General features: G+C 72.4%; 18 protein-coding genes. 4 read left to right on the top strand and 14 right to left on the bottom strand.

Going from position 1 to position 17,648, the window contains the following annotated elements:
* Window positions 1–34: 34 nt before the first annotated feature.
* A complete protein-coding gene (locus WDV06_RS16140) occupies window positions 35–2,560 on the bottom strand; it encodes an ATP-dependent Clp protease ATP-binding subunit (protein ID WP_045949250.1) in 2,526 nt (841 codons plus the stop codon).
* Window positions 2,561–3,140: 580 nt separating this feature from the next.
* Here WDV06_RS16140 and WDV06_RS16135 point away from each other — a divergent pair.
* Window positions 3,141–3,626 (top strand): SCO3374 family protein, encoded by a 486-nt coding sequence (locus WDV06_RS16135; RefSeq protein WP_395510440.1) that lies wholly within the window; start codon window positions 3,141–3,143, stop codon window positions 3,624–3,626.
* Here WDV06_RS16135 and WDV06_RS16130 read toward each other — a convergent pair.
* From WDV06_RS16130 to WDV06_RS16075, 12 genes are all read right to left on the bottom strand, one after another.
* A complete protein-coding gene (locus WDV06_RS16130; RefSeq protein WP_395510439.1) occupies window positions 3,605–3,943 on the bottom strand; it encodes a histone-like nucleoid-structuring protein Lsr2 in 339 nt (112 codons plus the stop codon). The two genes, WDV06_RS16135 and WDV06_RS16130, sit on opposite strands and share 22 nt — an antisense overlap.
* A gap of 164 nt (window positions 3,944–4,107) precedes the next feature.
* Window positions 4,108–4,638 (bottom strand): amino-acid N-acetyltransferase, encoded by a 531-nt coding sequence (locus tag WDV06_RS16125; protein WP_395510438.1) that lies wholly within the window; start codon window positions 4,636–4,638, stop codon window positions 4,108–4,110.
* Between the two features lie 10 nt (window positions 4,639–4,648).
* The gene (locus tag WDV06_RS16120; protein ID WP_395510437.1) at window positions 4,649–5,149 is read right to left on the bottom strand and encodes a BlaI/MecI/CopY family transcriptional regulator; all 501 of its coding nucleotides are present in this window, start codon (window positions 5,147–5,149) and stop codon (window positions 4,649–4,651) included.
* A gap of 79 nt (window positions 5,150–5,228) precedes the next feature.
* Entirely contained in the window at window positions 5,229–5,393 is a 165-nt protein-coding gene (locus tag WDV06_RS16115; RefSeq protein ID WP_167747589.1) for a hypothetical protein, read from the bottom strand.
* 14 nt (window positions 5,394–5,407) lie between these two features.
* A complete protein-coding gene (locus WDV06_RS16110; protein ID WP_395510436.1) occupies window positions 5,408–6,052 on the bottom strand; it encodes a hypothetical protein in 645 nt (214 codons plus the stop codon).
* Window positions 6,053–6,139: 87 nt separating this feature from the next.
* Window positions 6,140–6,328: a DUF397 domain-containing protein gene (locus tag WDV06_RS16105; RefSeq protein ID WP_388943344.1), complete on the bottom strand. Its 189-nt coding sequence runs from the start codon at window positions 6,326–6,328 to the stop codon at window positions 6,140–6,142.
* A 129-nt stretch (window positions 6,329–6,457) separates the two neighbouring features.
* Window positions 6,458–7,210, bottom strand: a complete 753-nt coding sequence (locus WDV06_RS16100) for a GntR family transcriptional regulator (protein WP_395510435.1) — start codon at window positions 7,208–7,210, stop codon at window positions 6,458–6,460.
* 202 nt (window positions 7,211–7,412) lie between these two features.
* Window positions 7,413–8,222: a type III pantothenate kinase gene (locus tag WDV06_RS16095; RefSeq protein ID WP_395510434.1), complete on the bottom strand. Its 810-nt coding sequence runs from the start codon at window positions 8,220–8,222 to the stop codon at window positions 7,413–7,415.
* A gap of 3 nt (window positions 8,223–8,225) precedes the next feature.
* Entirely contained in the window at window positions 8,226–9,194 is a 969-nt protein-coding gene (nadC, locus tag WDV06_RS16090; protein WP_395510433.1) for a carboxylating nicotinate-nucleotide diphosphorylase, read from the bottom strand.
* A gap of 36 nt (window positions 9,195–9,230) precedes the next feature.
* Window positions 9,231–10,976: an L-aspartate oxidase gene (locus WDV06_RS16085; RefSeq protein ID WP_395510432.1), complete on the bottom strand. Its 1,746-nt coding sequence runs from the start codon at window positions 10,974–10,976 to the stop codon at window positions 9,231–9,233.
* Entirely contained in the window at window positions 10,973–11,980 is a 1,008-nt protein-coding gene (gene panC, locus WDV06_RS16080) for a pantoate--beta-alanine ligase (RefSeq protein ID WP_395510431.1), read from the bottom strand. Before panC ends, WDV06_RS16085 begins: the two co-directional genes overlap by 4 nt.
* On the bottom strand, window positions 11,977–12,897 hold the full coding sequence (locus WDV06_RS16075) for a Rossmann-like and DUF2520 domain-containing protein (RefSeq protein ID WP_395510430.1): 921 nt from the start codon (window positions 12,895–12,897) through the stop codon (window positions 11,977–11,979). The genes panC and WDV06_RS16075 overlap by 4 nt, the downstream gene beginning before the upstream one ends.
* 154 nt (window positions 12,898–13,051) lie before the next feature.
* Between WDV06_RS16075 and WDV06_RS16070 the strand changes: the two genes are divergently transcribed.
* Window positions 13,052–14,257, top strand: a complete 1,206-nt coding sequence (locus WDV06_RS16070; RefSeq protein ID WP_395510429.1) for a threonine aldolase family protein — start codon at window positions 13,052–13,054, stop codon at window positions 14,255–14,257.
* Between the two features lie 44 nt (window positions 14,258–14,301).
* Here the strand turns inward: WDV06_RS16070 and WDV06_RS16065 are convergent, their stop codons facing one another.
* Window positions 14,302–14,511, bottom strand: a complete 210-nt coding sequence (locus tag WDV06_RS16065) for a hypothetical protein (protein WP_395510428.1) — start codon at window positions 14,509–14,511, stop codon at window positions 14,302–14,304.
* A 177-nt stretch (window positions 14,512–14,688) separates the two neighbouring features.
* Between WDV06_RS16065 and WDV06_RS16060 the strand changes: the two genes are divergently transcribed.
* Window positions 14,689–15,813 carry a DUF5937 family protein gene (locus WDV06_RS16060; RefSeq protein WP_395510427.1) on the top strand — a complete coding sequence of 375 codons (1,125 nt, stop codon included), beginning with the start codon at window positions 14,689–14,691 and terminating at the stop codon, window positions 15,811–15,813.
* Between the two features lie 216 nt (window positions 15,814–16,029).
* The gene (locus WDV06_RS16055; protein WP_395510426.1) at window positions 16,030–17,580 is read left to right on the top strand and encodes a M28 family metallopeptidase; all 1,551 of its coding nucleotides are present in this window, start codon (window positions 16,030–16,032) and stop codon (window positions 17,578–17,580) included.
* Window positions 17,581–17,648 lie beyond the last annotated feature (68 nt).

The following is a 17,648-nucleotide window of genomic DNA, read 5'->3' as shown; positions in this document are numbered from 1 at the left end:
CAGGGGCCGCCCCTCCACAGCTACGCGTTCCGCGTCACGCGCCCTTCGACAGGTCCGGACCGGAGCCCGTGGCCTCGATCGGGGGAAGGTCCGGCAGGGCCGACTTCTCCTCGCCGCGGAAGGTGAACTTGGCTTCGTCGCCCTCACCCTCGACGCCCACCACCACGATGTGACCGGGGCGCAGCTCGCCGAAGAGGATCTTCTCCGACAGCAGGTCCTCGATCTCGCGCTGGATGGTCCGGCGCAGCGGGCGGGCACCCATGATCGGGTCGTAGCCACGCTTGGCGAGGAGCAGCTTCGCGTCACCGCTGAGCTCGATGCCCATGTCGCGGTCCTTGAGGCGCTCGTCCACCTTGGCGATCATCAGGTCGACGATCTGGATGATGTCTTCCTGGCTGAGCTGGTGGAAGACGACCGTGTCGTCGACGCGGTTGAGGAACTCGGGCCGGAAGTGCTGCTTGAGCTCTTCGTTGACCTTCGCCTTCATCCGGTCGTAACCGGTCTTGACGTCACCCTGCGCCGCGAAGCCCAGGTTGAAGCCCTTGGAGATGTCCCGCGTACCCAGGTTGGTCGTCATGATGATGACCGTGTTCTTGAAGTCGACCACTCGCCCCTGGGAGTCGGTCAGGCGACCGTCCTCCAGGATCTGGAGCAGCGAATTGAAGATATCCGGGTGCGCCTTCTCGACCTCGTCGAAGAGGACGACGGAGAACGGCTTCCGGCGGACCTTCTCGGTCAGCTGGCCGCCCTCTTCGTAGCCCACGTAGCCGGGGGGCGAACCGAAGAGACGCGAAACCGTGTGCTTCTCGCTGAACTCCGACATGTCGAGGGAGATCAGCGCGTCCTCGTCACCGAAGAGGAATTCGGCGAGGGTCTTCGACAGCTCGGTCTTACCGACACCGGACGGGCCGGCGAAGATGAACGAGCCACCGGGGCGCTTCGGGTCCTTCAGGCCGGCCCGCGTACGGCGGATCGCCTGCGAAAGCGCCTTGATGGCGTCCTTCTGCCCGATGACGCGCTTGTGGAGCTCGTCCTCCATGCGGAGCAGTCGCGAGGACTCCTCCTCGGTCAGCTTGAAGACGGGAATGCCGGTCGCGGTCGCGAGGACCTCGGCGATGAGCTCGCCGTCGACCTCGGCGACGACGTCCATGTCGCCGGCCTTCCATTCCTTCTCGCGCTTGGACTTCGCGGCGAGCAGCTGCTTCTCCGAATCACGGAGCGAAGCGGCCTTCTCGAAGTCCTGGGAGTCGATCGCCGACTCCTTGTCCCGGCGCACGGCCGCGATCTTCTCGTCGAACTCGCGGAGGTCCGGCGGCGCGGTCATCCGGCGGATGCGCATCCGGGAGCCGGCCTCGTCGATCAGGTCGATCGCCTTGTCCGGGAGGAAGCGGTCCGAGATGTACCGGTCGGCCAGGGTGGCGGCCTGCACCAGGGCCTCGTCCGTGATGGAGACGCGGTGGTGGGCCTCGTACCGGTCACGGAGGCCCTTGAGGATCTCGATGGTGTGCGGCAGCGAGGGCTCGGCCACCTGGATCGGCTGGAAGCGGCGCTCCAGCGCGGCGTCCTTCTCCAGGTGCTTGCGGTACTCGTCGAGCGTCGTGGCGCCGATGGTCTGGAGCTCACCACGGGCCAGCATGGGCTTCAGGATCGAAGCGGCGTCGATCGCGCCCTCCGCGGCACCCGCACCGACCAGCGTGTGGAGCTCGTCGATGAACAGGATGATGTCGCCGCGGGTGCGGATCTCCTTGAGGACCTTCTTCAGGCGCTCCTCGAAGTCACCGCGGTAACGGGAACCGGCGACCAGCGCACCCAGGTCCAGGGTGTACAGGTGCTTGTCCTTGAGGGTCTCGGGCACCTCGCCCTTGACGATGGCCTGGGCCAGCCCCTCGACGACGGCGGTCTTGCCGACGCCGGGCTCGCCGATGAGGACCGGGTTGTTCTTGGTCCGGCGGGACAGCACCTGCATGACCCGCTCGATCTCCTTCTCGCGCCCGATGACCGGGTCGAGCTTGGATTCGCGGGCAGCCTGGGTGAGGTTGCGGCCGAACTGGTCGAGGACCAGCGAGGTCGAGGGGGTGCCCTCGGCCGGACCGCCTGCGGTGGCCGACTCCTTGCCGCCCCCGGTGTAGCCGGAGAGCAGCTGGATGACCTGCTGCCGGACCCTGTTCAGATCGGCGCCCAGCTTCACGAGGACCTGGGCGGCGACGCCCTCGCCCTCGCGGATCAGGCCGAGCAGGATGTGCTCGGTGCCGATGTAGTTGTGGCCGAGCTGGAGGGCCTCTCGGAGCGAAAGCTCCAGGACCTTCTTCGCCCGCGGCGTGAAGGGGATGTGGCCGGACGGGGCCTGCTGGCCCTGACCGATGATCTCCTCAACCTGCTGGCGAACAGCCTCGAGCGAAATCCCGAGGCTCTCCAGGGCCTTAGCGGCGACACCCTCACCCTCGTGGATCAAGCCCAGGAGGATGTGCTCGGTGCCGATGTAGTTGTGGTTGAGCATCCGGGCTTCTTCCTGAGCCAGGACGACAACCCGCCGCGCGCGGTCGGTGAACCTCTCGAACATCGTTTATCGCTCCTCAGAGCGGTCGGGCAGTTCGGGGTCGGTCCCCGCCCTGTCCTTCCGCATGCTAGTCCCGCGGGACGGGACAGCTCATTCCAACTGCCGACATCCGTCCACGGCTCACCCCCACGTCGGTGAGGAAAACCGGCTGTAAGAGCCGACTACTGCTCCAACCCGATGGTGCGAGACGATGTTCCCGCAGGCCAGGCAGATACCCGTCACACGTGTACGCCGATGGCGAACGGAAGCCGCTCAAATCAGCGTGTCGCCCCGATCCACTAGGAATGTCTTACCCGTAAGGACTGACACTCCATGCCGGTCAGCACGGTTCCCTCCGCTACGGGCGAACACGCTTGTGTCCCGAATGTGGGACTCCGCTCCGCGGATGTTTACGTTCCGCATTGAACCGGCTGCACAGCGTAACCCGGCGGCGCCACTCGGAGTTCATCCGTTCATGGCCGTCGTCAACGTCGTGAACGCCGTTTCCCCGCCCCGTGTTCCGCCCTCTGTTCCGCCCCGTGTTCCGCCCTCTGTTCCGCCCCGTGTCCCCTCCGGGCCGGACACCCGTGCCTGGTACGAGCGGGTGCTCGGCTGGGCCGTGGCGGACGGGCCGCCCCTGCGGCTGGTGACCGGGGTCCGGTTCGACGTGCTGGAGCTTCCCGCGGACGCCGGGGCCGGCCTGCTGCGCCGTCCCGGCCTCCCCACCGGTCCGGTGGCGCTGGAGGGGCGCGGGATGTGCTTCCTGGTCGCCCCGGGGGCCGCCGACGAGCTGGAGGGGCTGCTCGACTGGCTGGAGTGGGGCGGGGTGGGGCTGGAGCTCGCCGCCCGGGGTGCGGGGGGCGGGATCACCGCCCCCGAGCCGCCCGGGCGCGTGCGGGCTGGAAACCCTCAGGGGGCCGCCGTCTGGCTGCGGCCCCCCGAGCCGGGGTGCGAGGCCTCGCTGCCTGCCCTGCCCGGTCCGGGGCGGGGCCGCGGGCCCGATCTCGTACGCCTGGTGGCCGCGGCGGCGACGGAGTGCCACCGCGCCCGCCTGTGGCGGCGTACGGGTCAGCCCTTGGCGTTCTCGTAGGCCTCGCGGATCTCGGCCGGGACACGGCCCCGGTCGTTGACGCTGAGCCCCTGGGCCTTGGCCCAGGCTCGGATCTCGGCGGTGTCCGGGCTGCCGGTGGAAGCCGCGGCGCGGCCCTTGGCGCGGCCGGCCGAGGCGCGTCCACCGGTACGGCGGCCGCTCTTGGTGTACGGGTCGAGCAGCCCGCGGAGCTTTTCAGCGTTGGCGGTGGTGAGGTCGATCTCGTAGGTCTTGCCATCCAGAGCGAACGTCACGGTCTCGTCCGCCTCGCCACCGTCGAGGTCGTCGACAAGAAGGACCTGAACCTTCTGTGCCACCGGATTTCCTTTCATCGAAAATGCAGTACGCGGAAAGGAAACCGCTTTTGCCTGGAAAACACAAACCCCCGGGGAGAGGTTCAGGCACTCTACAAGGCGGGAAACGTACGCGATTCGGACATAGGCCACAGGCGGTTGCGGCCTGGAATAGCCCTCGTGTCCGATCAGAGGTGCAGCAGCATCCGGCTGTTGCCCAAGGTGTTCGGCTTCACTCGTTCGAGACCGAGGAACTCGGCGACTCCCTCGTCATAGGAACGCAGGAGCTCGATGTAGACATCGGTCTCCACCGGGGTCTCGCCGATCTCGACGAACCCGTGCTTCGCGAAGAAGTCGACTTCGAAGGTCAGGCAGAATACCCGGCTCACCCCGAGCCGGCGGGCCGTCTCCAACAACTTGGCGAGCACCAGGTGCCCCACTCCTGCGCCCTTCAGGTCCCGGTCGACCGCGAGCGTGCGCACTTCCGCGAGGTCTTCCCACATGACGTGGAGAGCCCCGCAGCCCACCACCTGGCCGTCGGACTCGCGTTCCGCGACCCAGAACTCCTGGATGTCCTCGTAAAGGACGACCGGTGCTTTGTCGAGGAGGATCCGCTGCTGCACGTACTGGTCCAGCAGGCGGCGCAGGGCCGGAACATCTCCGGTGCGCGCGCGGCGGATGGTCACTGTTTTCGCGTCTGTGGTGGAAAGCTCTCCCATAGGCCGGACGCTATCGCCCCGGCTCGCTCCGGTGCGCGCCGGAGCCCCCTTCTTCCCCGGGCGCGGAGTCGGGTGCGCCCTGGCCGGCGGCCGGGGGCCCGGATGCGGGGGGCTCTGCCGCGGGGGCGGCGGGGGCCGGGGGCTCGGGCTCGTCGTGCTGGACGATCCGTACGGCGTCGCGCAGGGCCTCGCGCTGTTCCGGGGACATCATGCCGAAGAAGGCGACGAGGGCGGCCGCGGGGCTGTCACTCGTCGACCAGGCTTCGTTCATCAGTGCGGCCGAGTAGGCGGCGCGGGTGGAGACCGCCGTATATCGATAGGCGCGGCCTTCCGCTTCCCGGCGGACCCAGCCCTTCTGATGGAGATTGTCCATAACGGTCATGACCGTGGTGTACGCGATGGACCGTTCCTGCTGGAGGTCTTCCAGGACTTCGCGAACGGTGACCGGGCGGTTCCACTGCCACACCCGCGTCATGACCGCGTCTTCGAGTTCTCCCAAGGGGCGAGGCACAGCAGCACGATAGTGCGGAATGGGCGGAATTGCCCGACTATTCGTGGTGCAACGCGCGGCCTATACCCGGGCGGCGGGGCTACTTCTGCGGCTGGCCGGCTTCGGCGCGGGCGAGCACGGCGTCGACGGCAGCGTCTTCCTTGGCCTTGTTGGCGCCGCCCTGGCTCTTCACGATCGTCCTCACGAGGAAGATGAAGAACGTGGCCATCACGATGGGGGGCACGAGCGCGGAAACGTAGTCCATGCCCCCCAGCGTAGCTATACCGCCGCCAGGCCCGCGGCCGGGGGCGGGGCGGGCTTGCGCCGCGGCGGGAAGACCTCGCCGGGCGTGGGGACGGGCCGTCCGGGGCGCGGGGCCTGGGGGCGCGGGGGCTCCTTCGGGGCCGTCTCGGGGCCGGGCCGCCCGGGGCCCGGTTCCTCCGGGGCGCGGGCGGCGCCACGCGGTTCCCCGCGGCCGCCGGCCAGGGCCAGCAGGCGGGTCCGGGGCGCGGGTGCGGAGGCCGCGAGCCGTCGGCGCACGGAGCGCTCCGCGACGCCCTGGGCCCGTTCCAGCACGGCGGCGGCGACCGGGGTGGCCCGCAGGGCGCGCAGGGCCGCGAGGTCGTCCGGGTCCGGCTCGTACCCGGCGGCCAGCGCGTCCTGGAGCAGCTCCAGGTAGCCGGAGAGGCTCCCGGGGAGGGCTCCGCGGTAGCGCGCGAGGTCGTCGAGCAGGAAGGCTCTGAGCCGGCCCGCCTCCCGGACCGCTTCGTCCACCGACGCCGCGAGGCGCAGGCAGTCCTGGACCTCGGCGGCCGTCAGGGGGGCCGTGGAGGACTGGAGGGCGTGGGCGAGGCTACGCCTGAGCACGTGCAGCTCGGCGGCGCTGAAGGCCATGCCGCCGCGGGATCCGTAGGGCGTGGGCATGGCCCGAAGATACGCGCTAATCGGACAAAATCCCCCGATGCCGGGGAGGTGCGGCGCGGCGTGCGCGCGCCGCGGGCCCCGCCGGGATCAGCCGGTCTCCTTCACGGCCTCGACGAAGTCGGCCCAGGCGGCGTGGGTGGTGGCCATCACGAGGTGGGCCGGGTCGGCCCGGTCCGCCACCCGTACGAGGGTGCCGGGCGCGGCGGCCACGTAGACGCAGGCCTCTCCTTCGCCGCAGTACGACGATTTGCGCCACTCGGTCGGGGCGTTCGTCATGGTGTCTCCTCCATCGTGGACGAGGCCACGTTGCCTCTCCAGCGGGACGCTACCCCCGTCTGAGTCACACTCCGGCCACTTCCCGTAAAAAACGCGGCCGATAAATGTCACTCCGCCGTCACGCCGGCGTCACTCGACCGGAAACGCGTAGGCGATCTCGTAGCGGGAATCGGGGACGACGAGGTCCGCGGTCTCCACCGGGCGGCCGTCGACGTCCATGTAGGTCCGCTCGATCCGGGTGATCATCGAGCCGAGGCTGATCCCGAGCAGGTTGGCCTGGTCCTGGTTGGCGCGGGCGGGGCGCGGGACCTCCACCACGGAGGCGACGGTGATGCCGATGGAACGCATCCGCGCCACGACGCCCGCACCGCGCATCTCGCCGACCTCGGGCAGGACGATCGGGGTCCCGGAGGTGATGGCGAGGGGCTCCCAGGACTCGGAGAGCTCGGCGGGGCTGCCGTCCGCCATGAACTCGTAGCGGGTCATCACGCAGGGGGCGCCGGGTTCGATGGCCAGCCGGGCGGCGATCCGCTCGGGGGCGGGGACCTGGGGGTGGGTCCGCGAGTCCCAGGAGGCGGCGATGCCGTGCGCGGCGGCCTCGGAGCGGAAGGTGTTGCCGGACCCGGGGACGCGGCGGCGGGTGCGGAGCATCCGCATGCGGCGGCGCGGGGTGCGCACGTACGTGCCGGAGCCGGCGCGGCCCTCCAGGAAGCCCTCGATGATCAGCTGCTCCATCGCCCGCTGGGTGACGCCCTGGCCGACCTCGTACTCCTCGGCGAATCGGGCGCGGGAGGGGAGGCGGTCCCCGACCTTCCACTCACCCGCCTCGATCCGGGCCCGGAGGGACTCGACCACCTGCAAGTACGGTGATTTACGGGGCATTCGGGCCGTCCTCTACCGTCTCGACCGTGCCGCTCGGGAGCGCGTGCGTCCGACGCCGACAAGCTAACCGATCAGCTTGAAGCTGAGCATTCGGGGTGACGGTGGGTACGGGCGATTCCCTTGCGTGGAAGGGGTGTTGGGCCCAACGGAGCGCTCCGCCCGCCGCGTCCCGGGCGGGCGGGGCGGGCGGAGTGCCGTGTGCTCAGTCGAAGTTGGGCGCGTTGCGCTCGTACACCAGCCGCAGGCCGATCAGGGTCAGCCAGGGCTCGTGCTCGTCGACCACCGACGTCTCGCCGAGGACGATCGGGGCCAGTCCGCCGGTGGCGATGACGCGGACGTCGTCCGGGTCGCCGTCCGGGCCGACCAGGTCCCGGGCCATGCGGTGGACGATCCCGTCGACCTGCCCCGCGAACCCGTAGACCACGCCCGACTGCATGGCCTCGACCGTGGACTTGCCGATCACGTTGCGCGGCCGGGCGAGCTCGATCTTGCGCAGCTGGGCGCCGCGCATCCCGAGCGCCTCCATCGAGATCTCGATGCCGGGGGAGATCACCCCGCCCACGTACTCGCCGCGCGCGGAGATCGCGTCGAAGGTGGTCGCCGTCCCCATGTCGACGACGATCGCCGGACCCCCGTACAGCTCGACGGCGGCGACCGCGTTGACGATGCGGTCCGCGCCGACCTCCTTGGGGTTGTCCATCAGGATCGGCACGCCCGTCTTGACGCCGGGCTCCACCAGCACCGCCGGCACGTCGCCGTAGTAGCGGCGGGTGACCTCGCGCAGCTCGTGCAGGACGGACGGGACCGTCGCGCAGATCGCGATGCCGTGGATCCCGTCGCCCAGCTCGCTGCCGAGCATCGGGTGCATCCCCATCAGGCCCTGGAGCAGGACGGCCATCTCGTCGGCCGTACGGCGCGGGTCGGTCGAGACCCGCCAGTGCTCGACGATCTCCTCGCCGTCGAACAGGCCCATGACGGTGTGGGTGTTGCCCACGTCGATGGTGAGCAGCACGGACTACACCGCCTCGCGCAGGTCGAGCCCGATGTCCAGGATCGGCGAGGAGTGGGTGAGGGCGCCCACCGCCAGGTAGTCCACACCGGTCTCGGCGTAGGCGCGGGCGGTCTCCAGGGTGAGGCGGCCCGAGGACTCCAGGACGGCGCGGCCGGCCACGATGGTGACGGCCTCCTCGGTCTCCGGGACGGTGAAGTTGTCCAGCAGGATCAGGTCCGCGCCCGCGTCCACGACCTCGCGGACCTGGTGCATCGTGTCGACCTCGACCTCCACGGGGACGTCCGGGAAAGCCTCGCGGACGGCCTTGAAGGCCTGGGCGACGCCGCCGGCCGCGACCACGTGGTTGTCCTTGACCAGTGCCGCGTCCGACAGGGACATGCGGTGGTTGACGCCGCCGCCGCAGCGGACCGCGTACTTCTCCAGCGAGCGCAGGCCGGGGGTGGTCTTGCGGGTGTCGCGGACCTTGGCCTTGGTGCCCTCCAGGACGTCCGCCCAGCGGCGGGTGGCCGTGGCGATGCCGGAGAGGCGGCACAGGATGTTCAGGGCGCTGCGCTCGGCCGTCAGCAGGTCGCGGGTGCGGGAGCGGACGGACAGCAGCAGCTGGCCGGCCTCCACGCGGTCGCCGTCCTCGGCGTGCCGCTCGACCTCGAAGGCCTCCGTGCACACCACGGAGAACACCGCCTCGGCGATGCGCAGGCCGGCCACGACGCCGGCCTCGCGGGCCACGAAGTCGGCGACGGCCTCGGCGTCTTCGGGGACGGTGGCGGTGGTGGTGACGTCGACCCCGCCGTCGAGGTCCTCGGACAGCGCCATGTGCGCGATGTCCTCGACCTCGATCGGGTCGAGGCCCGCGTCCACGAGCAGCTGGGCGAGCGCCGGGTCGAGGCCGCTCTCCTCGCCGTCGCCGCAGCCGCAGTCGTCGCCGCAGCCGCCTTCGTTCTGCTCGATCAGGGGGAGTTCGGGGGTGCTCACGGTCAGTGCTCCTGGCTTGAGGGGTGTGGGGAACGTCTACGGGCGGGGGGCGCCCGAGGGGGCGTCCGCGTCCACGGGCGGGAAGTCCGCCGAGTCGGTGGGAGTGACGACCAGGGCGCGGCGCTCGGTCGCCGAGAGCCGCACCACCAGGTGGCGGCGCCAGGCGTCGTCGCGGTCGGGGTGGTCCTCGCGCCAGTGGCAGCCGCGGGTCTCGGCGCGCCGCTGGGCGGCGGCGACCAGGACGCGGGCCACGCACAGCAGGTTGGTCGCCTCCCAGGTGTCCACGCCCGGTTCGGCGGTCTTGCCGTGGGCCTCCAGCTCCCCCAGGGCCGTCGTGTACAGGGTCTCCAGGGCCTCGGCGGCCGTGCTCAGGGACTCGGCGGAGCGCAGCACGCCCGCGCCCAGGGTCATGATCCGCTGGATCTCGTAGCGGGCCGTGGCCGGCTGGAGCGGTCCGGTGGCCGGGACGGGTATGCCCGGGCCGCTGCCCCGGGGGGCGCGGGAGACGATGTCCTCGGCGATCCGCTCGGCGAAGACCAGGCCCTCCAGCAGGGAGTTGGAGGCCAGCCGGTTCGCGCCGTGCACGCCGGTGCAGGCGACCTCGCCGCAGGCGTACAGGCCCGGCACCGTGGTGCGGCCGTACAGGTCGGTGCGGACGCCGCCGGAGGCGTAGTGCGCGGCGGGCGCGACCGGGATGGGCTCGGTCACCGGGTCGATGCCGTGGGAGCGGCAGGCGGCGAGGATCGTGGGGAAGCGGTTCTCCCACATCTCGGCGCCGAAGTGCCGCGCGTCCAGGTACATGTGCAGGGCGCCCTGTTCCTGCATGCGGCGCGTGATGCCCTTGGCGACGATGTCGCGGGGGGCGAGCTCGGCGAGCTCGTGCTGCCCCACCATGAAGCGGACCCCGTCGGCGTCGACGAGGTGGGCGCCCTCGCCCCGTACGGCCTCCGAGACCAGGGGCTGCTGGCCCTCCGCGTCCGGGCCGAGGAACAGCACGGTCGGGTGGAACTGGACGAACTCCAGGTCGGAGACCTCGGCGCCGGCGCGCAGCGCCAGGGCGACGCCGTCGCCGGTGGAGACGGACGGGTTGGTCGTCGCGGAGAAGACCTGGCCCATCCCTCCGGTCGCGAGGATCACGGCGGGCGCGTGGACGGCGCCCACGCCGTCGTGCTGGCCCTCGCCCATCACGTGCAGGGTGACGCCGGCCGTGCGGCCCTCCGCGTCCTGGAGCAGGTCCAGGACCAGCGCGTTCTCGACCGTCTCGATGCCGGCGGCCTGGACGGCCTCGACGAGCGCGCGGGAGATCTCGGCGCCGGTGGCGTCGCCGCCCGCGTGCGCGATCCGGCGGCGGTGGTGGCCGCCCTCGCGGGTCAGCTCTATCTCGCCCGTCTCGGCGGAGGTGTCGAAGACGGCGCCGGTCGCGATGAGCCGCCGGACCGCGTCCGGGCCCTCCGTGACCAGGAGCCGTACGGCGTTCTCGTCGCACAGCCCGGCCCCGGCGACCAGGGTGTCGTCCAGGTGCTGCTCGGGGGTGTCGCCCTCACCGAGCGCGGCCGCGATGCCGCCCTGGGCCCAGCGCGTCGAGCCGTCGTCGAGCCGCGCCTTGGTGACCACGACCGTGCGGCGGCCCGCGGCGGCGCAGCGCAGCGCGGCGGTCAGGCCCGCGACGCCGGATCCGACGACCACGACGTCCGCGTCGACGGCCCAGCCGGGGGCGGGGGCGTGCAGCCGTATGCCGGTGCCGGCGGCGCCCGGGGTGCCTGGGTTGCCTGTGGTGCTCACGCGTGTGCTCCGAACTCCAATGGGATGTTGTCGATCAGCCGGGTCGTGCCGACCTTCGCCGCGACGGCCAGGACGGCCTGTCCGGTGAAGTCGGGGCCGACGTCGGTGAAGTCCTGCGGGTCGACCAGCGCCAGGTAGTCCAGGACCAGCGGCGGCTCCTGCCGGGCCGCCTCCTCCAGGACGTGCCGGGCCGCGGCCCGTACGGCGTCCGGCAGGCCGGCGGCGCCGGTGGCGGCCGCCGACACGGCGTGGGCGTCGGCGGAGGCGCGGATCTCGCCGAGCCGGGCCAGGGCGGTGGCCCGCTCGTCGCTGGCGGGCGAGGCCTCCGCGCGGGCGCGCAGCGCGGCCTGCGCGGCGAGCCGGTCGCGGCCGGCGAACAGGGCGTGGGAGAGGGCGAGGGCGGTGTGCCGCTCGGCCGGGGAGAGGTAGCGGTTGCGCGACGACAGGGCGAGCCCGTCGTCTTCGCGGACGGTGGGCACGCCGGCCACCTCGACCGGGAAGTTGAGGTCGGTCACCATGCGCCGGATCAGCGCCAGCTGCTGGGCGTCCTTCTGGCCGAAGAGGGCCAGGTCGGGGCGGGTGAGGTGGAGCAGTTTGGCGACCACGGTGAGCATGCCGTCGAAGTGGCCGGGGCGGGTGGCGCCCTCCAGCCGCTCGCCCATCGGCCCGGCGGTGATCCGCACCTGCGGGTCGCCGCCCGGGTACACCTCGTCGACGGAGGGCGCGAACACGGCGTCGGCGCCCGCCTCCTCGGCGACGGCCAGGTCGGAGTCGAGGGTGCGGGGATAGCGGTCGAGGTCCTCGTTCGCCCCGAACTGGAGCGGGTTGACGAAGACGGTGACGACGACCTGTCCGTCGGGGCCGGCCTGCTCGCGGGCGGTGCGCACGAGGGTGGCGTGGCCCTCGTGCAGGGCGCCCATCGTCATCACGACGGCCCGGCGGCCGGCGCGCGGCAGCTTGTGGAGCTCTTCGGCGGTGTTCAGCAGCTGGAGCGGGCCGGTCATCGCTCCCCACCCTTCGGATCGGAGTCTGCGGTGTCGGCGAGCACGCCGAGCAGGTCTTCGGCGAGCTCGGGCTTGAGCAGGCCGTGCGCGAGGGCCCGGTCGGCGGTGGTGCGGGCCATGGCGAGGTACCCGGCGACGGTGCCGGGGGCGTGCTTGCGCAGTTCGGAGACGTGCGCGGCGACGGTGCCGGCGTCCCCCCGGGCGACGGGGCCGGTCAGGGCGGCGTCGCCGGAGCGCAGGGCGTTGTCCAGGGCCGCGCCGAGGAGCGGGCCGAGCATCCGGTCGGGGTGGCCGACACCGGCGGTGCGCAGCAGCTCCATGGCCTGGGCGACCAGGGTGACCAGGTGGTTCGCACCCAGGGCGAGGGCCGCGTGGTAGAGCGGACGGCTCTCCTCCGCGATCCACTCGGGCTCCCCGCCCATCTCGATGACCAGGGCCTCGGCGGCGAGCCGCAGCTCTTCGGGGGCGGTCACCCCGAAGGAGCAGCCGGCCAGGCGCTGCACGTCCACCTCGGTGCCGGTGAAGGTCATCGCGGGGTGCAGGGCCAGCGGCAGGGCGCCCGCGCGGCGCGCGGGGTCGAGCACGGCGGTCCCGTACCGGCCGGAGGTGTGGACGAGGAGCTGCCCGGGGCGCACGGCCCCGGTCTCGGCGAGTCCCTCGACGAGCCCGGGCAGGGCGTCGTCCGGGACGGTCAGCAGCACCAGCTCGGCCCGCTCCAGCACCTGCGCGGGGCTGACCAGCGGGACGTCGGGCAGCATCCGCTCGGCCCGGCGCCGGGAGGCGTCGGAGACGCCGGAGACGGCGACGGGGCGGTGCCCGGCCTGCCGGAGGGCGCGGGCCAGCGCGGGTCCGACCCGGCCGGCGCCGACGACGCCGACGGAGAGCCGGGCGGGGCGCTCTTGCTGCGATGGGTTCACGCGGGGAATGCCTTCCGTTCCAGTCCGCGGGGGGTACCGGACGATACGTCGCCATGCTAGGCCCTCGGCCGGGGGCACCGCCGGTCAGGCCCGGGGCCCGGAGCGGCCGGGAAACCGTTCGGAGCGGCCGGGCGGGGCGGGCATCATCGGGGGCATGACTGGCGTGGCGGGCGGGACGGACGGTACGGGCGTGACGGATGCGGGTGCGGGCGACGAGGGGGACGTCGGGGGCATGGCGGACACGGCCGACGCGCCGACCGAGCGGGCCGTGGCGGCGTGGCGGGCGGCCTCCCGGACGCTGACCCCCAGCCGCCGGGGACAGACCCTCCGGGAGCTCCTGGCGGAGCTGGCCGACGCCCCGTACGACATGGACGCGCCCGGCGACCTGTACGGCGACGGGATCGTCGCCGAGCTGGAGCGGCGGGTCGCCGGCCTGCTGGGCACCGAGGACGCCGCCTTCTTCCCCACCGGGACGATGGCCCAGCAGATCGCGCTGCGCTGCTGGGCGGGCCGCACCGGCAACCCGGTGGTCGCGGTGCACCCGATGGGCCACCCCGAGCGGTGGGAGGGCGGCGCGCTGTCGACCGTGTCGGGGCTGCGCACCGTCCACCCGGTGCGCGAGCCGCGCCAGCCGACGCCGGAGGAGGTCCGCGACCACCCCGAGCCCTTCGGCACCCTGATGCTGGAGCTGCCGTTGCGCGAGGCCGGTTTCCTGCTGCCCTCGTGGGAGGAGCTGACGGAGCTCGTGGACGCCGCCCGGGAGCGGGACGCGGTGGTCCACTTCGACGGGGCCCGGCTGTGGGAGTCCACCGTGCACTTCGGCCGCCCCCTGGCGGAGATCGCCGGACTGGCCGACTCCGTGTACGTGTCCTTCTACAAGTCCCTGGGCGGGCTGAGCGGGGCCTGCCTGGCGGGGGACCGCGGCTTCGTGGAGGAGACCCGGGTGTGGCGCCACCGGTACGGGGGCCAGGTCTTCCGGCAGTTCCCCCAGGCCCTGTCGGCCCTGGCCGGGCTGGAGCGGGAGCTGCCCCGGCTCCCGGCGTACGTCGAGCAGGCCCGGATGGTGGCGCGGGCGCTGCGGGAGGGCTTCGAGGCCGCGGGGGTGCCGTGGTTCCGGATCAACCCGGAGGTACCGCACACGCACCAGTTCCAGGTGTGGCTCCCGTACGGGCCGGAGCGCCTGACCGAAGCGGGCACCCTGCAGGCGGAGGAGGAGGGCACGGCCCTGTTCGGCCGCTGGTCCGCCGAGGGGGTCGCACCGGGCCTGGCGATGACGGAGGTCACGGTGACGCAGCCGGGCCTGGCCTGGACCGCGGAGGAGGTCCGGGCGGCGGTGGGGGGTTTCCTGGGGCGGGTGTAGGCCCCGCCTTCGCCCCCGTGAGGGGGCGGGGAGGCCGGGCCCCCTCAGCAGGCCCGCGTCCGGTGGACGAAGCGGGTCAGGGCGTGGCGCCAGGGGTGGGTGGCGGGGGCGCCCGAGACGGCGGCCTCGAACTGGGCCGCGGTGCGGATCGAGCGCAGGGCGGCCAGGTCGTCGCGGCCCGGGGGCGGCGGCGGGGGCGTGCCGTGCTGGGACGCGCGCCAGGTGTCGATGAGGTACTGCTCCAAGGCGGTCATGCCTCCACCCTCACCCCGTCGGCCGCAGTCCGCCCGTCGATTGACGGGAGCCGTCAATCGACCCCTCCCACCTGCGGCGGAGCATCCGCCGGGCCCCTCGGACGGCTGCGCGCCGACCCCTCCGCCGACGCCCACCCCGGAGGTCCGGGCGGGGGCCGCGGCGGACAGAATGGGGCGATGAGCGTGACCATCGACATCGCCGGGCTCCCCGCGGAGCGGATCGCCTTCGCGACATCGCCGCTCGCCGAGCTCTGCATGACCCTGCACGCGCTCTCGCAGCCCGCCCACCACCCCGCGCTGCACTCCTGGACGAGGAGCACTACAGCCTCGCTCGACCCCTGCCTGGCCGAGCGCCTCCTGGAGGCCGACTTCATGTGGCGCAGTTCTTTCTCCGACATCTTCATGGCCTTCGCCGGCGTCCCCGGCGGCAGCGGCCGGCCCGGGGCGACGCTGGCCGAGGAGCTGGACGTCCTCGACCGGATGGACGACGAGCGGTTCGTGCTGGCCGCTCTGGAGCACTGCTGGCTGGCCCTCTACAACGAGGGCGGCGCGCCGTCCCCGCTCACCGACGCGGCCGCGCGGGCCAAGGCGCTGGAGACCGCGGCCGCGCGCGGTCCGGCGCGGCTGGAGTTCACGCGTCGGCTGCTGGACGACCCCTCGCCCGTGCGCGCCTGGCTGCGCCGGCTGCTGGAGGACTGCGACGAGGCCTTCTTCGCCGAGACCTGGCGGCGGATCGAGCCGCGGCAGAGCGCGGACGTCCGGCACAAGACCGAGGTGCTGCGCCACCGGGGACTGCCGGCGGTGCTGAAGGAGGTGTCGTCGGCGCTGAGCGTGGACGAGGCGCACACGGTGATCACGGCCGACAAGATGGTGAACGGGCAGGCCACCGCCACCGATCCGGCGGTCGGGCCGGGGCTGCTGTTCATACCGACCAACTTCGGCTGGCCGCACCTGCTCGTCCTGCACGCGCCCGGCTGGATGCCGGTGGTCCACTACCCCCTGGAGTCGCCGGAGCTGGCCTCCGAGCCGCCGTCGGTGGAGCAGGTGCAGCGCCGGATGGAGGCGCTGGCGCACCCCATGCGGATGATGCTGTGCCGCAGTCTGGCCCGGGCCCCGTACACGACCAGCGAACTGGCGCGGGTGTACCGGATATCCGCGCCGGAGGTGTCCCGGCACCTGGCCGTCCTGAAGCGGGCGGGGCTGATCCACACGCACCGTCAGGGGCGGTACGTGCAGCACCAGCTGGACCTGTCCGTGGTCGCCCGCATAGGGCCCGATCTCATCGAGGGCATCCTCCGCTGAAACGGCGCCGGACCGGGCCCCGGTCCGGCCTCCGGACGGTGGCCGGTTTTCGCCGTTCCCCGTCGGCGCGGACGTACCGATATCCGGATTTCACAAACCGGAAGCAGTGAAAACCCTGGCGACGGCGGCCGGTTGCTGCCTAACGTGCCCCCACCGCTCGCCCCTCAGTCGTCCCACAGTGGTCCCGTCGTCGCTCCATGCTGGGAAAGGATCTCCATGCCTTCTCGCCGTATAGCCGCAGCAACCGCCGCCGTGGCGGCCGCGGCCCTCGTCTCCCCGCTGCTCCTCGCCGGCCCGGCCGGCGCGTCGGGCCCGCAGAGCGACGCCGCCCGGGGGGACGCCCTGGCCCGGAAGCTGGTCAAGGAGGCGACCGGCAAGGGGGCCGACAACCACCTGAAGGTCTTCCAGTCGATCGCCGACTACAACAACGGCACCCGCGTGGCGGGTTCGAAGGGGCACGAGCAGTCCGCCAAGTACGTCGAGGGCGTGCTGAAGGCCGCCGGCTACGAGGTCTCGCGGCACGAGTTCGACTTCGTGTACGTCGAGACGATCGCCGAGACGCTGAAGGTGAACGGCGCCGCCGGACGCGACGTCCCGCTCAAGCTGATGACGTACACGGCGAGCGGCCCCGAGGGCGGGATCACCGCCCCGGTCGCGGTCGTACCGGTCGACGCGGACGGATCCAACGGCTGCGACGCCGCAGACTTCGCGGCCGGCGCCTTCACCGGCAAGATCGCCCTGGTCAAGCGCGGCGGCTGCACGTTCGCCGTGAAGCAGGCGAACGCGGCGGCGGCGGGCGCGGTCGGCGCCGTCATCTACAACAACACCGCGGGCGCCCTGAACGGCACCCTGGGCGACCCGGACGCGGGCAAGGTCCCGACCGGCGGCATCAGCCAGGCCGACGGCGAGAAGCTCGCCGCGGAGGCCGCCGCCGGGCCGGTGGAGGTGACCCTGGACGTCCGCCAGTTCCGTGAGAAGCGCAAGACCTTCAACGTGATCGCGGAGACCAGGGGCGGAGACGCCGCCAACACGGTCTTCCTCGGCGCGCACCTGGACTCGGTCGCCGCCGGCCCCGGCATCAACGACAACGGCTCCGGCTCGGCCGGCATCCTCCAGGTCGCGCAACGCCTCGCGGGCGAGCAGAAGAAGATCAAGAACAAGGTGAAGTTCGCCTGGTGGTCGGCGGAGGAGTTCGGCCTGCTCGGCTCGGAGGCGTACGTGGCCTCGCTGACGCCGGAGCAGAAGAAGCAGATCAGGCTCTACCTGAACTTCGACATGATCGCCTCGCCCAACGCCGCCTACTTCGTCTACGACGGCGACGACTCCGACAAGGTCGGCTCGGGTCCGGGCCCGGAGGGCTCGGCGCAGCTGGAGAAGCAGATCACCGACTTCCTCGACGCGCGGAAGATCCCGCACGAGGGCAGCGACTTCACCGGCCGCTCCGACTACGGCCCGTTCATCGAGGCGGGCATCCCGTCCGGCGGTACGGACACGGGCGCCGAGGGCATCAAGACCGCGGCGCAGGCCGCGAAGTTCGGCGGTCAGGCGGGTGTCGCCTACGACGTGAACTACCACGGCAAGGGTGACGACATCACCAACATCGACCAGAAGGCGCTCGACATCAACGTCGACGTGATCGCGAACGCGGTCGGCCACTACGCCTACGACCTGGCCCCGCTGTCGCAGCCGGTCGTCTCGCAGCCGACCACCGGCTCCGGCAACGGCGGCGGCCTGCGTCCGGGCCACGACCACGAGGCCGCCGAGTAGGGGACCGCGGAGCAGCACGCCGCGGGAGCGGTACGGAGGGGCCGGCTTTCCGGGGGGATGCCGGCCCC

This window comes from Streptomyces racemochromogenes, assembly GCF_044129415.1.
GTDB classification, from domain to species: Bacteria; Actinomycetota; Actinomycetes; order Streptomycetales; family Streptomycetaceae; genus Streptomyces; species Streptomyces racemochromogenes_A.
Note: the sequence above shows the minus strand (reverse complement) of the source record. Positions and strands in the feature narration are given on the sequence as shown.

Excerpts from the sequence above, each read along its gene's own strand:
- WDV06_RS16140 (WP_045949250.1), bottom strand. The coding sequence starts at position 2,560 with ATGTTCGAGAGGTTCACCGACCGCGCGCGGCGGGTTGTCGTCCTGGCT.
- WDV06_RS16125 (WP_395510438.1), bottom strand. The coding sequence starts at position 4,638 with ATGGGAGAGCTTTCCACCACAGACGCGAAAACAGTGACCATCCGCCGC.
- WDV06_RS16115 (WP_167747589.1), bottom strand. The coding sequence starts at position 5,393 with ATGGACTACGTTTCCGCGCTCGTGCCCCCCATCGTGATGGCCACGTTC.
- WDV06_RS16110 (WP_395510436.1), bottom strand. The coding sequence starts at position 6,052 with ATGCCCACGCCCTACGGATCCCGCGGCGGCATGGCCTTCAGCGCCGCC.
- WDV06_RS16105 (WP_388943344.1), bottom strand. The coding sequence starts at position 6,328 with ATGACGAACGCCCCGACCGAGTGGCGCAAATCGTCGTACTGCGGCGAA.
- WDV06_RS16100 (WP_395510435.1), bottom strand. The coding sequence starts at position 7,210 with ATGCCCCGTAAATCACCGTACTTGCAGGTGGTCGAGTCCCTCCGGGCC.
- panC (WP_395510431.1), bottom strand. The coding sequence starts at position 11,980 with ATGACCGGCCCGCTCCAGCTGCTGAACACCGCCGAAGAGCTCCACAAG.
- WDV06_RS16070 (WP_395510429.1), top strand. The coding sequence starts at position 13,052 with ATGACTGGCGTGGCGGGCGGGACGGACGGTACGGGCGTGACGGATGCG.
- WDV06_RS16065 (WP_395510428.1), bottom strand. The coding sequence starts at position 14,511 with ATGACCGCCTTGGAGCAGTACCTCATCGACACCTGGCGCGCGTCCCAG.
- WDV06_RS16060 (WP_395510427.1), top strand. The coding sequence starts at position 14,689 with ATGAGCGTGACCATCGACATCGCCGGGCTCCCCGCGGAGCGGATCGCC.
- WDV06_RS16055 (WP_395510426.1), top strand. The coding sequence starts at position 16,030 with ATGCCTTCTCGCCGTATAGCCGCAGCAACCGCCGCCGTGGCGGCCGCG.